Source organism: Pseudoalteromonas sp. SCSIO 43088 (assembly GCF_023650795.1).
In the GTDB taxonomy this organism is placed as follows: domain Bacteria; phylum Pseudomonadota; class Gammaproteobacteria; order Enterobacterales; family Alteromonadaceae; genus Pseudoalteromonas; species Pseudoalteromonas shioyasakiensis.
In genome coordinates this window covers 1683785-1698794 of the sequence record NZ_CP072675.1, presented here as the reverse complement: position 1 = coordinate 1698794, position 15010 = coordinate 1683785, and the positions used below count along the sequence as shown (strand labels likewise).

The following is a 15010-nucleotide window of genomic DNA, read 5'->3' as shown; positions in this document are numbered from 1 at the left end:
AAAAGCCGTACTATGGCTTGCAACGTCGGCATATAGCGCAGCTTGGTAGCGCACTGTCATGGGGTGTCAGGGGTCGCAGGTTCAAATCCTGCTATGCCGACCATTTTAACCTTTTAAAATCAACACCTTACAACATAATAAGAATAACCATTAAAAACGCTGTGGTAAAATAGTGGTAATATTGTGGTAAAACTCTTTTCTAAATTCCCATCAAGATCACGCTCTAAAAGCTAGTAAGTGCGAACAGCAATAAAAAACACGTAGACTTAAGCCAATCGCTCAGCTAACTTTAAAAAACTTTATTACAAGTGAGTTAATAATGCACATTGCCTTGATGCTTCTCGGTATGATCACCGGTCTATCTGTTGGAACAAACTTAACCTGGTTTTTGGGATTGCCTATTATGGCTGGTAGCTTGCTTTTTCTGCAGGTAGGTACGTCGCAGTGGAGAGAAAGACAGGAAGGTTTTTTGTTATTCATTGGACTGGTTTGCGGTGCAATTTTGCTTGTAGTTAATATTCTTACTTAAAAGTAAGTTTTTTTACCTTATGTTGATGCTATGCCCATGCAATCAAAGGCCCTGTTTATCAGGGCCTTTTTATTATCACCACTCGCCAAGACTGTAAGCGATATATGCCTTATGGAAAATAGCGTTCTTCTTGCGCTGTATATTGTCTAGTTGCTCGCGCTTCTGGCTGGATGACAAGTTATTATTGTCATTTATTGCCTTTTGCATCTTATTCAATTTAGATATACCACGCTGAATCTTAGCCAACTTAGCTCTCGATCTTAGCTTTTCCCCGTCATTTTCAATAAGCTCTTTTATGCGCGATGTATCACCAAGTTCTTGCGCTCGCTTGTAACTGCCGTATGCCTGGTTTGCAGTATCAAGCGCTTCGTAAAACTCATTGGCGAACTTAGTGCTGCTCTTTGGCCCGCTACCTTGATAAAAAGATTTTATAACAGGGTATCGGCTGACCGGTGTTTCTGCTGACTCAATCCCCATCGCTTGACGGGCGACAATATCGCTTGCACCTAAAACGTATGCGCCTAGCGTGCCGGTATAACCTTTGATCAAGTGTTCGACTTTTTTAGGCGATACACCAAACGCTTGCGCAATAGCTTTTGCTGTGTCGCTAGTGTATGCGTTGTAGCGGTCCTCAGCTTGTTTGTTTTGATCTGCCATTCCTTCAATCGGTGCCCATTTGAAGAAAGACTTGTTCATTACAACTTCTGTAGCAGGTAGCATAAATTGTGGAATAGGATTCATAGACATAGTTGACGTTATAGCGTGAACAACTGCGCGCCCTAAGTCCTTTTCGTTTTGTGTGCCTGTACCAAAGTGAAATAGGCGTTCCGGCATGGTGCCAAATATCACGCCAAGCTCAAACGGCTTAGGAATACGGTAATGATCTTCACCTGCAAAAACATGCCAGTTCATATCCTTATCCCAATCTGGCAATTCTTGATAACGCTCGTCATCGTCATTCATTGCAGCTAAAGCGAGACTAAAAGCTGCTAACTTAATGCCTTTGCCTGCAAGGTTAGCGCTGAGAATGCGCAACAGTTGGTCGTCACCATTAGCTTTTGATGCTCGAACGAGCTTGCTCATACCCTGCAAGCGAGCGTTAAAGAATGGCAGCATATCAACAAAGAACGCGATAGTCTCAAAGTTCCCTTTCAAGCTGTAATCCATAAGATCTTTAGCTTCAAATGCCGCTTGGCGCTTGCTCTTTCCTGCCTTTAACGCTGCTTCGTATGTGCTTAATCGGTTTGCGTTTTCAAATTTGTCACTTACATTTCTATATTTTTCGAGTAGCGACGCGCCACTGTCAACAATAGATCTCATGTAACTGTCAACTTGATTATTGCTCAAGCCTTTACTTCTTAACGCTCTACGCATCTGCTGCGCCCCGGCTTCTGGATCTGAGCCGTGAACATACCCGCCCTGGAACGCTGCGCCGCTAAATATTAGATCGCGGTAGGCTTCATCTTCTTTAAACGCTTTTTTAAGTCCTTTAAAGCTATCAGTGCCTAATTTGAAGTCATCCTTATTTATCATCCATGCGTGAGCCGCATCACGAACAAAGTTTCTAAATATAAAGTCTGGCGACAAAGTTACACCGGCGGTCAAAAATCGCTTAGCACTTCTGCCTAGCTTTCTAAATAAATTCTGACTGCCATTACTATTTATTTGTATTAGAGAGCGTAAAAGCGCTGGGTCACTCACAACATAAGCCTGCGCCTTACCACCGTTCATTACCTTTACTTTGCCAAGCTTGTTTAAGTCATGCTGGCTAAGCGCTGCAATATCTTCGCTGTTTTCTGACTTCATAAAGTCAGTGCCATCGAGATTGTTAACTACTTCAAGCATCGCTTTGTTTTTTAATGAAGCATCAATTAGCGTGCTTTGCCTAGTGATAATATTCTCTAACAAGTCTTTAGTAGACATTCCGCCGCCTTTCAGTGCCTTAATTTGCGCTGACTGTCCGGCTATGCCATTTCTTGTGTGAGGCTCTATAATGGCCCGTTTAATATCATCCATTTCTGGATCTGTTTCGCCCATATCGCGGAAAAATGGCACGTAATATTCTTCATCAAATGCTGCACGCTGCTGCTTGTTTAATAATCCTGCCTGCTCAGCCAGATCAAGAATAGCTGAATTTATCTTGTTATATTCTTTCCTTACTTCCTCAAATAGCTTTTCTTTACCTTTGCCAAGCGCTTTTAACTCGGCAATATCAGCATCGGTTAAGTTGTTTTCTCGGCCATCTTCTTTTAGCTTTTCAGCTCTGTGTGCGCCCATCCATGCGAGCCAATTATTAAGATCATCACCTAGCATGCCAAACACTTCTAATAACCCTTTGGTGTTTTCTTTGCGTGCAACGATCCCGTTTTTCCATTGTGGTGCGCCATAGTTATATACACCATGAAGCACATCAGCCAAGCCGGATGCAAGACGAGCGCTTACATAACCTTGTTTATTTATATCGGTAATACCTGCCTTTTCTTCTGCCTGCTTAATGCCCGCCAGTCCATCGAAAATACCTTCGTTAAGTCTGTTCCAAAAACTAGAGTCTTTAGCAGTTTCATAAACGCTATTTAATTTGCCTTTGATGATATCCGCCACTGATTCTTTAGCCTGTTCAACAAGGCCTAATTTTTCTTTAGCGGTGCGGGTATCTTCATCGGCGGTTCGACTGAACTTTTTACCTGGTTGACTGTAAGCTAAGCCACTTCTCTGTTGAATTTTTGGCTCTCTCTGCGCTTTAAACCCTTTCACTATACTTTCGAGCATATCACGCATTGCAGTAACTTCGTCATCTTCACGGTACATGATGCCAGCTTTATCCAGCTGCGCTTTTATCCAGCGTTTTAATGCTTGCCACCAGTATTTAAGCTCGCCTTTGCTTGGTTCGTTTTCTACAAAGCGTGCAAAAATCTCCTCTGCTTTAACGTCATCGCTCATATCCCAATAATCAGTGTTTGCGTCTTTCCAGTATTTCTCGAACGCTTTACGGCCTTTGGTTTTTTTGATGCGATTAATAAACTCTTGCTTGGCTTCTTTACCTATAACAGTATCAAGGCCACCATGCGCAATAGTTTCATGCGCCAGTGTTTGTTTTAAGTCTGTTACGCTATCAATATTTTCAGCAATAACATAAACAGTATTGGATATTTCGCTATAAGCGCCCTTAACTGTTGCGCCGTCCAAGCTCATGCGCCACATTTGCTCTGCTTCGGCAGTAGTGGCTAATATACGAACCTTAATTCCATTTGCGCCGTTTAAGCTTTCGATAAACCCATCAGCTATTTTTTGCGCCTGTTCTGCGTTTACGCCTTTTGCTTTGCCTTTTGTATTAGATTTTGAGAACTTAATATTGTCACCACCAGACAACAAACCCTTTGCACGCTCATTAAACTGCTTAACATCGTCCTCAGTCGGGAACATGAATTTTTGACCACGGGCCCAACCGTTATATTCTTTGGCTAGCTCTTTTAATGCGGCATAATCATCACGCGCTTGGCGGTCTTTCATTTCAGTTACTAAAAACTCTTTTCCGCGCTTAGTCGTGTATGTCTCGCCGCTGTATTCAAAGTAATCATTGCTAGATTCGCCGTCCACTTTTGGCTTAGGCTTTGGCGTATCGAACGAAATCTTAACGCCTGACTCCATTGCTTCTTCAATTGTTCGACCTATAAACTGAGCAAGATCAGATCTCGCTTCGGGGTGATCGACTATATAAACACGCTCGTCACGAGTTGGAATTGCGCCAAATGTATTTATAGCTTCAGCATCAACTATCTCTTTTACGTCTTGTGGCAAGTAGCCGTACAGTTCAATTTTATATTGATCCTCACCTTTGCGCCCTTTTCTGGCTGGGCTTTCAATATTCATGTACTGGCTAACGTCAACTTCTACTGGTGTAGGCTGTTTTCGAGCTCTCAATTCAAAGTCTTTTATACGGTCAAACAGCGTATTAACATCGCTTGATCCTGTAAAATTAACGTACTGCGTACTAGGCGCGTCAGCTTGGTTGTCAAATCTATCTAGTACAATGATCTTTGTTTTTACACCCGTACCAGCACGCGCAAATACACCGGCTGGCAAATCAATCTCAGCGGCTTGATAGATATTTTGTAATGATTCATCTTCTAGCATAGCGTTCAATCGCTTGTTTGCCATTGGACCATCTGGCACAAGCGCGACAACACGACCACCATTAGGCAAGTGTTTTAATGCTTTTCGTATATGATCATAAGCAAGCTTGCCGCCTTTGCCGAAAGGCGGATTCATGGCAATGCCCTCAAACTTGTTGATCACCTTAAGATCTTCAAAAGGAATATTATCTACATCGCCTGGGAAGTTCATTTGCGCTAATGATGTTAGCTTAAAGCTTTTTTCTGTCGCTCTATTTCTAGTGTTGCCAGGGAACCAGCGACCAATCGCAGCATGCCCTACGCTTGGTTCTAAAAGTCTGTGACCGGCCATAGGCTGCAACCATTCGACCATTTTTTTACCTAACGGCTCTGGCGTTGCAAAGTAGTCATCGCCCTCAGCGCTCTTCGTTCCTTGGTTTCGCTTTAAGTTACTGTAGTAAAGCGAAATAGCTTTATCCCATTCGTTAATCTCGCTAGGTTTGTCTTTTATTTTTCCGCCTTGGCCTATTTTAGTTTGCGCTGGCAGGTATTCCGCATCAAGATAACCCTCGCTAATATTCTCTTTCAAGCTTCGTGCAAACTCGCCCATAGCCAAGTTTTCTGCGGTACTCGCTCTGCCTGCTATTTTGCTTGCAAAAACACCGCGCTCAAAAGCTGTTCCGGTTGTTAAGTTTTCAAACTGCGCATCTGTTTTTACGCCAACTCGATAGGTCCTACCTTCAATTTGTATGAATTGTGTAGGCTTTACAGGCATGCCGATATTAATTAATACTCGTTGGTGTTTGCCCGTTACGTCATGCAAGCTTATGCCTGCTTCGCCAGCTTCTTGTTGAACAACAATTACATTTACGCCACTGTCGTCTTGGTTAAACAAGTCTTTGGCGATCTTACGCTCTTTGTCTGAAACTGTGCCATTGTAAAATCTTACTTGGTCGCCAAATTTATCAGCAAACAAGTCTAGTGGACGTTGCAGGTTGCCAAAGTTAATATCGCTCATACCAGGGAACTCTTCATCAAACTGCGCCATAAGCTCAGGCTTTGACTGTCTTACCTGGTTTACTGGATCAAATGAGCCGCCTACATTGTAAGAGTGGAAAAGTACAACCTTTCGGCCCATTGCAATATGATCAAGTGCTCGATTAGCCGCTTCTTCTGCCTTGATTGCTTCTGTTAGCTTAACTTTGCCTGTGTAATCAAAAACATTGTTAAGCTCGTCAGCCAGCTCTGAATAAGGCCTGTCAGGAAACTCGCTCCCCTCTTTAGTAGCTTCATGATCTCGCCATTTTTCTATTAAATCGTCTAGCTTTTCGCCTGCCGCTGTTTCAACCTTTACAAATACCCGGTTGTAATCTGCTTCAACTTCAAGAGTTCGCCCACCTACAACACCCTTTTCTTTCATGGTTTGATTAAAAGTGCGCTCCATCAAGCTTTCGTCTACGTCCGCGCCTGGCCTATTAAGTTTGTGGTATCGCCATTGATAACCAAAGTTTTGAATGTAAAACGCATTGTGTCCGTGAAAGGCGTTATCATAACCACCTTCGTATTTATCACCGTAATCAGTATAATTAAATAAATAGCCTTCTGAGTAATCAAGGTTTCGTGCATAAGGCCATGGCGTAGCAGAAAGGAATAAAACTTTTGTATCGAACTGCCCTTGTTTTTTGAATTTATCGCCCAACGCTCTTATTTCTGACTCTAAAGCGTTTAACTCTTTTGAATAAAACTCTTTAGCTTCATTCTTCGCACCCTCGGCGCTGTCTCTTTGTGGTAGTAGCTCGCTATATTTAGCGTCTATCTTTTTGTTAAGCGCATCAACTTTATCACTGAGCATCGCGCGCGCTCTCGCATACGTACCGCGCTCATGGTTTGTTATTGCTCGCAGGCTTTTAAGTGCGTTGGTTTCTTTTGCTTGCTGGTTGCCCATTAGGTTTTGCGATTCATCGGCCACAATGAGATCAAATTGATTGCGGTCTTTGATAATTGCGTTGTTATTTCCTAGCGTTGCATAGGTGGCAATAGTTATTCCTCTGCCTGCGTCCTTAGTTTTTGGTTTGCCGTCTTGACCAATAAGATAAACGTCCAGCCCAAAAAAGTCTTTTGCCGCTTTTACCCATTGCTGAGCAATGCCGTCGTTAGGAACAACAATTAATGAATTATCCTTGCCATTTTGACTAAATCGCTTCACAGCACCAAGGCCAACAAAGGTTTTGCCGGTGCCTGTCCCATTAGTGTTTTGAAAGCCTAAACCTTGATTATCAGCGCCAAAAAAACGGGCTTCTATTTGTGCAATGTCACCTGCTTGCTCAGGCATAAGTACCGGCACGCTGGCAATAATGTCTTTTTCATCGCCCCATTTTGCGGCATGACTGTTTTTTTGTTTTGTTTTTTTGGTGTCGCTATCAGCGCCTAAGCGTTTAGTAGCTTCGCTAGTTGCTGTTGCTGGGCCGTGTTCAGCCTGTGTTCTAGTGTCATCGTCGCTATTGCCTCGTCCATTGTTTCCGGCACTGCCAGTATTTTTAGTTCCTTTAACATTCCCTGATCCATCAAGTAAGCTGTTAACGCTTTCCGCTCCAAGTACGGCACCATCATTTGTTGATAGGCTAGGCTCACTGCTGGATCGTGCCCCTGGTTTAGCCTCTGGCTCTGCTTGTCTAGCAGGTCGTTCAACTGCGTCTGATTGAGCATCATCATCGTTTTTATGTTCGGGTTCTCTATCTCTGCTCCGGCGGCTATCTTGTTCCACGTTTTCGCTGGTAGTTGATACATTGCTCTCGCTCTCTATGGTATCTATGTCAAACTTGCGCACGTTTCTTGGCAAGTCCATTGAATCGGCTGTGCTGTCGTCAATATTATAACGCTCAGGGTTTGCGCTCATTGCGCCATAAGCCTCTTTTAAAAATGGCTTAACGTCCTCGTCTTTAATTCCTACAGCACGAGTAGTATTTAATACGTCACGCGCCCATTGCGCAAATTTTATTGCACCCTCGGCAATAGATAGCGCGCCTACTTCGGCAACTGCTACCATTACTTCAGGATCAATGCCGCTGTTAAACTGGCCCTTACGCGAATTTATTAGCTTTTTAAGCTTTTCTGCGGCTGCACGCTTCTTATCACTGATCTTCAGCGCTGCATTATCAAGCTTGCTTTGCTGAGATTCGGGCAAAGAAAAACCGCTATCAAGCGGCTTTGTTTGGTTTTGCGCTGCAAGCTCTCTTGCTCGGGGCACTTCTATTGGTTTGCCATCCTCCATCGCCAAGAAATCCAGGTAAGGGCGATTTACTGGCCCATTCCACGATTCAACCTTGACTGTTTTAGCATTGAATTTAATCACAGTTTCTGGCGTACCTAAGATCACGTTATGAAGTTGCTCGCCAGGCTTTACAATTGCTTTAAGTATTTCAGCATATTCAGCATTCGCTTGTTGCTGCTCTGCTTTTTGTGATTTAGGCATACCGTTAGCGTGTAATCGGCCTGCTTTATAGCCTGTTAAGGTGTTTTTAGCTTTGGCAAGGTCTGCTTGCGCTTGCTGTAGGGCTTTAAATGCCGCTTGCTCTTTGTTTGTTAGACCTTCAATTTGCTTACCAAGTTTAGGATCTCGGTTATTTCTGCCTGTGGTCGCCCAGCCAGGGATCTCCTTGAGTTGGCTGGCTATATTATTAAGCGCTTTTTGTGCGTCTTTAACTTCCCATTCAGCAACGCTTACTTTTCTTTCAAGCGCCTCAAGGTCACTATCAGCGTTTACTCTTCCACTTGATCCGCCGCTTCTGCTGCCTTGGCTAGCATCTGACGCCATGCCTTGCGTCTGGCTGGACTGTTGCGCTTCTGTTGCGCTTCTGCCACCCATGTTTCTGCTGGTGTCTTGTTTGTCTTGCGTGAATCGTTGTTGTGCATTGTTTAAGACCTCGCTCATGCTTGGTAATGGTTGCGCTTCGCCAGTAAATATATCGGCCTGCTCTGCATTAATGAGAGCTGCGTCAATATCGTCTGCGATACTGTTTATTATAGCGCTCATTTTCTTAGCGCTTCGTATGTTTTTACTTAGCAGCTTAGCTAAGGCTTCCGCTTCTTCGTCCCGATCTGTAAATGCGTCTTGCTGGCTGATCATATCGTCTATTGATAAATTATCTCTGCGCGATTTAATGATCATGTTCGCTGCGCTGCTAACAGTTTCCGCTAGCTCTTGGCCGAAAGCGTTACTAACACTTGTGCCGTCGCTAGGGCCTTTTAACGCTGCGACTTTCGAGGCACCGTTAACTAGCGCATTAATTAAGTTTGCACTCTCTTTTGTGGTAGCTTCACTGCTTGCTGATACAAGATCCGGCGAGTCATACGCTTTAGCAAAGATAGCATTATTCACTCTTGCTGCAAATTGACTGTTCCATGTTCCATCGCTCTGTCTGTATTTTGCAGCTTCATTATTGCCTAATTTATTAGCAAACGAATTAAGAAATGCTTTATTGTCACTGCTTAAGATGTTGCCGTTTTCTGGTACGTTTAGCAGTTTTAATTCATCGTCAGTAAATAAAGACGCATCTGTTAAGGCAAGCTCTGCTGGGCTTCTTTCTATACCTGCTTGCCTATTGCTATCAACGGTAAAGTTTACAAGCTCGTCTTGAGATAACTCAGTCAGCCGCTCTCTTGTTAAAATAGGCGCTTCCATTGCTTCAATATCTTGCTTGTTTAAACCAAACTGCTCAGCATTATCAATCAAGAATTGCTTATACTTTTCTGCCTTTCCGTTTTTGTATGCTTGACGTATAGCCAATACACGACCATTGCCAGATTCAACCACGCCAGATTTAACAATAGGCGCGCCGCGATCTGTTTCTTGCGAGTCGCCCAGCCTACTAGGCTCTATTTTGTTTGCTATCTCGCTTATTTGCGCAAGCGATGATACTCGTGTTCTATCTCTTGGTTGTAAGTGTTGTGGATAGTTAGGGTTTGAGTTTCCGGCGCTATCATTTGATGTGACAAGACTTTGATCGTTAGCGTCAAAAATTGCAAACTCTGTTTCAATCTGCTTTCCTGTCGGAGTATAAGTCGTTGATCGCTTGCCTTTAGGTTGGGCTAGGTTGGCGGCTGGTTTTTCGTTTGTTTTTTCAATACTTTCAGATTGTTGTGGCATGCTACCTTCATTTGTGAGGGTGGCATCTGCTTGCTGATTTTCCGCACTTAAATCCGGACCAGTATTAGGTGCGGATTTAAGTGAGCTATCTTTAGTGGTCCAACCAAAACCATTATCAAAAGGTATTGCTTTTGTTTTTTGTCCGGCTCTGCGTGCGGCACGCGCTTCTTTGCTTAATAGCGCATCGCGTTTTGTTTTAAAAGGCAAGCCGTTTCTAGCCACGTTAACGCCGCTTTGATCACCTGCAAAAACAATGTCTTTGTGTGGCAACAAGTTTTCTGCGTCTTTGCCAGCTTGTTTTATTTGCTCTTGAGCTCGCTGTTGTGGTCGCCCATCTTCGCCAAAAATAATGTCTTTCTGTTCTATTCCTTTGGCTTGCGCGTCAATCTCGGCTTGTGCCTGCTCTCGCATTTGACGGTTTTTTGTTTGCTCAGTTGTTGGCAGCTTGCCTTGCTCTGGCACTGTAAAACCATCAATAGGCCCTTTTTCTACGCCTAGCGCTTGCGCCTGTTGTTCGGGGCCTAATAGCTCTCCCTCATGGGTGTACTTAATAGGGCTAAATCTATCGTCCGGTGTAGGCGTTTTATCAAATGCTGCTGCTTTTACTCGCTCGTCAACGCTTGGCGCGCCATTTCCTTGATCAAGCGCGCGCAATGATTCTTGCGCTGGGCTTGTAAGCATATCGCCAAACTGACCGGCGGCCTTATCAGTTTCCGCAAAGCCTGCCTTCCTCGCTGCTGTTGGCGAGTCATAATCAACGCCTTGATCATGCTGTAATGCGTCGTCCTGCTGGAATTGCGGGGCCACATTGTCGTCTGGTATGGCTTGTTCCGGCTCAATGTCTGCAATGTCGCTGTATTCTGCGAACATATCTCGCATTGTTCTTGCAACTGCTACGTTGGCTTCTTCTTCTGTGAATCCTTTTTTGATGGCAGCATTGTATTGCTGTTCTCGTATGGCTTCCTTTGCTTCGGCTTCATCCATGCCTGAGTTGACCATATCTGCATAGCCAGACTTTAGAACTTCTGCTGATTGCTTTTGGTAACTGTCTAGCTTTTCATTTTTCGGCTTATTGTTATTATCCTGGGACTTATTGACAATGCCGCCCGCGGCGCCCGCAAGGCCGCCAAATGCGCCGCCTGCTAAGCCCTCGTTTAATCCTGCTGCTACAACGCCTTTCATTGAGTCGCGGTTGTCAATCGGCTGTATAGCTTCGTTAATGCCGTATTGCTGTACGCCAGCCTGCAAGGATTCTGTTGCACCCTCTGTGGCAAAGCCTTTTAAGGCGCTTCCCAATGCACCATTTTTCGCTATTCTGGCACCGGTTAACGCCTTTCCAATTACCGGATCGCCAATTGCGCTTGCTGCAAAATTTGTAACTAACACCTTGGGATCTGTTCTTACGTCTTGAGCTACACGTCTAGCAATTTCGTCTTTTGCTAAATCCCACTTTTCAGCGCCGCTAAGACTTGGATTTTTTGAGTGGATATCCCTTAGTACATCTACAAACATTGGTGAATCAGCAAGCACATCATCAGGCATATTTTGTATTTCCTGCCTTGCTTGCTCCATGCCCTGACCAGTGCCAGCCGCGCCGCCTGTAGCACCCATGCCTATAGCGTCTGCGGCCTTGCTTCCTTTTTTGCCTAAGCTCGCCACCTTTGTTACTGCTCTTGCTGCTCCGCCGCCCGGGACCGCTGTGCTTGCAAACTGGCCTGCAACATTGGCCATTGTTAAGATCCACGTATCAATGTCCTTCATACCCTCACCAATAGCTATATCGCCATTAGCATCTTCGGTTATGAATTGTTTGTTTAGCGACTCTCTACCGCTTTCTGACATTGTTTTTTGCTGTTCGTCAGACCAATCATAAAGTGATTTAGCTATCCCCTCTGCACCAACAAAATCAAATATACCGCCCATGCCGCTAAGCGCACCAGCTTGGAATGAGTCTGCGGCATCACCTAAAAGTCCATCGTTAAGGGTAGCGTTTTGCTTTTCCTTTTCAATTGCTGGGACTGATTCTACAGGTGTTTTTTCAAAATAATTATAGGCCATTTCGTTCTCTTTATTTTTTCTCAGAAGGTTTCTTGGTTAGCCAATCTAGCGTAGGTGTAATAGCTTTATCGCCTATATACTCGCCAATATCGCCAAGTGTGCCAGGCAATGAGCCAACAGTTTGACCGGTCTGCGTTAATACGCTATCTAGGTGAGACATATCTGAATAATCAATTCGCTTTGCTTCATTTTTATACATGCCGCCGAGTCCATCTCTAAACCCATTGATAAAGCCGGGTTCCGCCAATCCATTATCTGGCTGTCTTGGGCCCGCTGATGAAGGGCTTGCTGATCCATTTAAAATTGAGTTTGCAAGACTTTCTTTTTTTGCTTTTGCTTTTTCCGCATCGTCATTATTGCCGCTTGATGAACCTGTTTTGGGGTTCTTTTCTTTTGGCGCGTCTTTGCTCTTAATTCCGTAAGCTTTATTAAGCTGTTCTATTCTTTGTAGATATATGTTTTTAACTCTCTCTACAGCTTGCTGCCTTTCATCATCGCTTGCGCCCAGGCTGCTATCAGACTGTATTTTTGCAAATGCCTTGGTCATATCATCTTGAATTGCACTAAGCTTTTTTTGATAGTTCGCTTTAGACAATTCGCCTCTGCTGCCAAAGCTAACGCCCATTTGTGAACCCATCTTGTCCCAATATTCTGGCCTTTCCATCATATCTGCCATTGTCGCTGCTGAGTTGACAGTTCCAACAAGCTCTTTAGGTGTAAAAGTCAATACAGGATCATCGCTCTGCGACGTGCGCCCTTTAGTCATCGGCTTTTGTTCTTTTGCGCCGTTTTCATACGTCACTTGTAAAAGAAGTGCCACGCTGCCATCCTTGCGCTCTGTTGGAACAAAGCCTGCAAAATTAACGTCAGCGATTTTTGAGCCAACGACTTCATCATACTGACCTACTGACGCGCTTATTTTCTCTTTAAATGCTGTATTGAAAAGGTTTACGAATGTGGGGTCGTTTACTTTTGATAGCTGGCCTGTTTTAATTGCTTCGCCCAGCATGCCATGCAGTTGCTTAACGTTTGCGCGTAAATCGGGATCTGTATATCGTCTTGGATCTTTCGTTGGGTTTCGCTTAAACACTTCTTCTAATGTTTCTGGTATTTCCCCGTATTCACGAAAAGCTTGCCAACCTAGCGCTATATCACCTTGATCTTTTTTATATTGCTGTTGTTGAATTTGGTAATTTTGCTGCCATTCGCGCTCTCCTTGTGTGTTTTTTAGTGTTTTATCACGATAGTCCATTAAAGAATTTAGCTCTTTATCTTCTCGCGCTGACTTCTCTTCATAGCGCTGCTGCTCTATCTTGTCTTGTTTGGCTTGCCGTTCTAACTTATCTTGATAGCGACGTTCGTCTCTTTCGTCTAGCTGGCTCAGTCTATTTCGCTCGAACTCGTTATTTTCATAACGCTCAACCATGTCAAAGCCACGTAATAGGCCGTCTGAAAATGCACCTGCCATAACTCCCCCTTATAATGATGCGGCTGCAAAACCGATTACAGCACCAATAGCAGCACCCCATGGCCCGCCAGCCGAACCGTAAGTAGCCCCAGCATACGCCCCCGCCATAGCCCCAGTTCCAGCAGCACTAAGTTGAGCATTTTTCTTTGACTGCTTTGCCTGATCATTTGCAAGCTCTCTATCCTGCTCCATATCTGCAAGTGTTTTAAGAGACTCTGTTGATTTGGCCTTAGTGCTTTGGCCTGCGTTCATAATTGAGTAAGACATTAGACGTTTCCTATATCTGCAAGTGATTTGGGCGCACCACCTTGCCCGGTTAGTATTTTGTTTTGCAGATCATCAACTGAACTGCGCGTTTCATTGTTCACAGATGCCGTTGTGAGGCTTTTGAGCAGGTTGTTATTGTTATTATCTTGCTTGCTGTCTGCTGCGCTAACACCAAAACGTGCTAGCTGCCGATCCTCGCTTTCTTTAGCAATCTTGAAGTTGCTATCAATGTTCTGCTGATTTCGTTCAAGCTGTTCTGTTAATAGCGAATCATCCGTTGCTAACGAAAATAATTTTTCTTGCACAGGGAGGTAACGCTTTTTGTAATCTTCGAATTGTTGGCGAGTTAAATCTGCTAACGCATCTTGATAGCGCCCCGTTCGAATTTGGCTTGAATCAACTGCATAAAGATCAAATGGGTCATCTGTTGTTGCTGGTGTGTCTGCCATATTTAGCCGCCCCCAATTATTGATTTATGTATATCGCTGACGCTCGCAGCGTTTTTGTTTTGAGAAGATTCGCTCCCGCCTTCAAGTGGAGAGCCTTTGTAATATCTAACACCCGCCCCTATCGCAGTACCTGCAGCGCCAATCACATTATCTCTTTGCTGTTGTGCGATGCTTGCATCATTGAAGGCTTTACGCTGTGAGCTTTGTGCAATGTCAGTTAATGTTGCTGTCGCTTCTTGAGATTGTCCTTGGCCCATCGCCATTACATTGCTCATTTTGTCTATATATCGTTCTTGTCCTGCTACCTGTGATCGTGCTGTGGTGTCACTTGATACAACTGATTGCTTGTCGCTTAAGTCGCTCAAAGTGCCTTTAAATTTACCTGAATTTGGATTAACACCACTCGCAGCTAAATTCGTGGCGGTATTCGTTCTTGCACTAGTAAATGCTTTTTGACTGCCAAGGTTTGCACTTTCAGCAATATCTGAATAAACAGTGTCATCGTTCGCTTCTTTAGCGTCATCAATAACCATGTTTTCAAATGGGACTATGCTATCTTGGTAATAAGCCCATTCTTCTGCATAGACTTTTGCGAGCTCTTTCTCGTATTCAGTCTCTTTAATATCCCCGCCTGATTTACTCATGCTTTACAAACCTCTAAAAAATGCCGCCAGACAACTAAACCGTCACGCACACAAAATCGACGCCAACCATAAGCCGGTGCGACTTTATTAAAACCTTTACGTGCTGTTGAAAACTCTATGAAGGATGCCCGGCCACACTTGGCAAGGCGAATGATGTGGTAGAGATACCGGTTGATTGCATCGCCCCCATGACAGGAAGCAACGCACACTTGGATATACTCATGTTTCATTTGTGAGCGCGGCCTCAAAACAACGAAGCCATCGGGTGCCACAAACAAAAAAGCCCACTCATTTGAGCAGGCTTTATCTATTTCATTGAACAAGTTGGGTTCGTTCG

General features: G+C 44.2%; 6 protein-coding genes and 1 tRNA gene. 1 reads left to right on the top strand and 6 read right to left on the bottom strand.

The genetic code is table 11. The features are described 5' to 3' along the window. Positions 1-26 precede the first annotated feature (26 nt). A tRNA-Pro gene (locus tag J8Z28_RS07880) sits at positions 27-103 on the top strand. A 501-nt stretch (positions 104-604) separates the two neighbouring features. Here J8Z28_RS07880 and J8Z28_RS07875 read toward each other — a convergent pair. From J8Z28_RS07875 to J8Z28_RS07850, 6 genes are read right to left on the bottom strand one after another with little or no spacing between them, the layout of a single operon-like run. Next, complete coding sequence (locus J8Z28_RS07875) at positions 605-11845, bottom strand: LPD38 domain-containing protein (protein WP_250660249.1); 11241 nt, start codon at positions 11843-11845, stop codon at positions 605-607. Positions 11846-11855: 10 nt separating this feature from the next. Continuing rightward, a complete protein-coding gene (locus J8Z28_RS07870) occupies positions 11856-13313 on the bottom strand; it encodes a hypothetical protein (RefSeq protein ID WP_250660248.1) in 1458 nt (485 codons plus the stop codon). A gap of 9 nt (positions 13314-13322) precedes the next feature. Then, positions 13323-13580: a hypothetical protein gene (locus J8Z28_RS07865; RefSeq protein WP_250660247.1), complete on the bottom strand. Its 258-nt coding sequence runs from the start codon at positions 13578-13580 to the stop codon at positions 13323-13325. Next, the gene (locus J8Z28_RS07860; RefSeq protein ID WP_250660246.1) at positions 13580-14029 is read right to left on the bottom strand and encodes a hypothetical protein; all 450 of its coding nucleotides are present in this window, start codon (positions 14027-14029) and stop codon (positions 13580-13582) included. The genes J8Z28_RS07865 and J8Z28_RS07860 overlap by 1 nt, the downstream gene beginning before the upstream one ends. Positions 14030-14031: 2 nt before the next feature. Next, positions 14032-14673, bottom strand: coding sequence for a hypothetical protein (locus J8Z28_RS07855; RefSeq protein ID WP_250660245.1), 642 nt, complete (start codon positions 14671-14673; stop codon positions 14032-14034). Then, positions 14670-14996: a hypothetical protein gene (locus J8Z28_RS07850; RefSeq protein ID WP_156426434.1), complete on the bottom strand. Its 327-nt coding sequence runs from the start codon at positions 14994-14996 to the stop codon at positions 14670-14672. Before J8Z28_RS07850 ends, J8Z28_RS07855 begins: the two co-directional genes overlap by 4 nt. Positions 14997-15010: the final 14 nt, after the last annotated feature.

Coding starts and splice junctions, on each gene's coding strand:
- J8Z28_RS07875 (WP_250660249.1), bottom strand. CDS start 11,845: ATGGCCTATAATTATTTTGAAAAAACACCTGTAGAATCAGTCCCAGCA.
- J8Z28_RS07870 (WP_250660248.1), bottom strand. CDS start 13,313: ATGGCAGGTGCATTTTCAGACGGCCTATTACGTGGCTTTGACATGGTT.
- J8Z28_RS07865 (WP_250660247.1), bottom strand. CDS start 13,580: ATGTCTTACTCAATTATGAACGCAGGCCAAAGCACTAAGGCCAAATCA.
- J8Z28_RS07860 (WP_250660246.1), bottom strand. CDS start 14,029: ATGGCAGACACACCAGCAACAACAGATGACCCATTTGATCTTTATGCA.
- J8Z28_RS07855 (WP_250660245.1), bottom strand. CDS start 14,673: ATGAGTAAATCAGGCGGGGATATTAAAGAGACTGAATACGAGAAAGAG.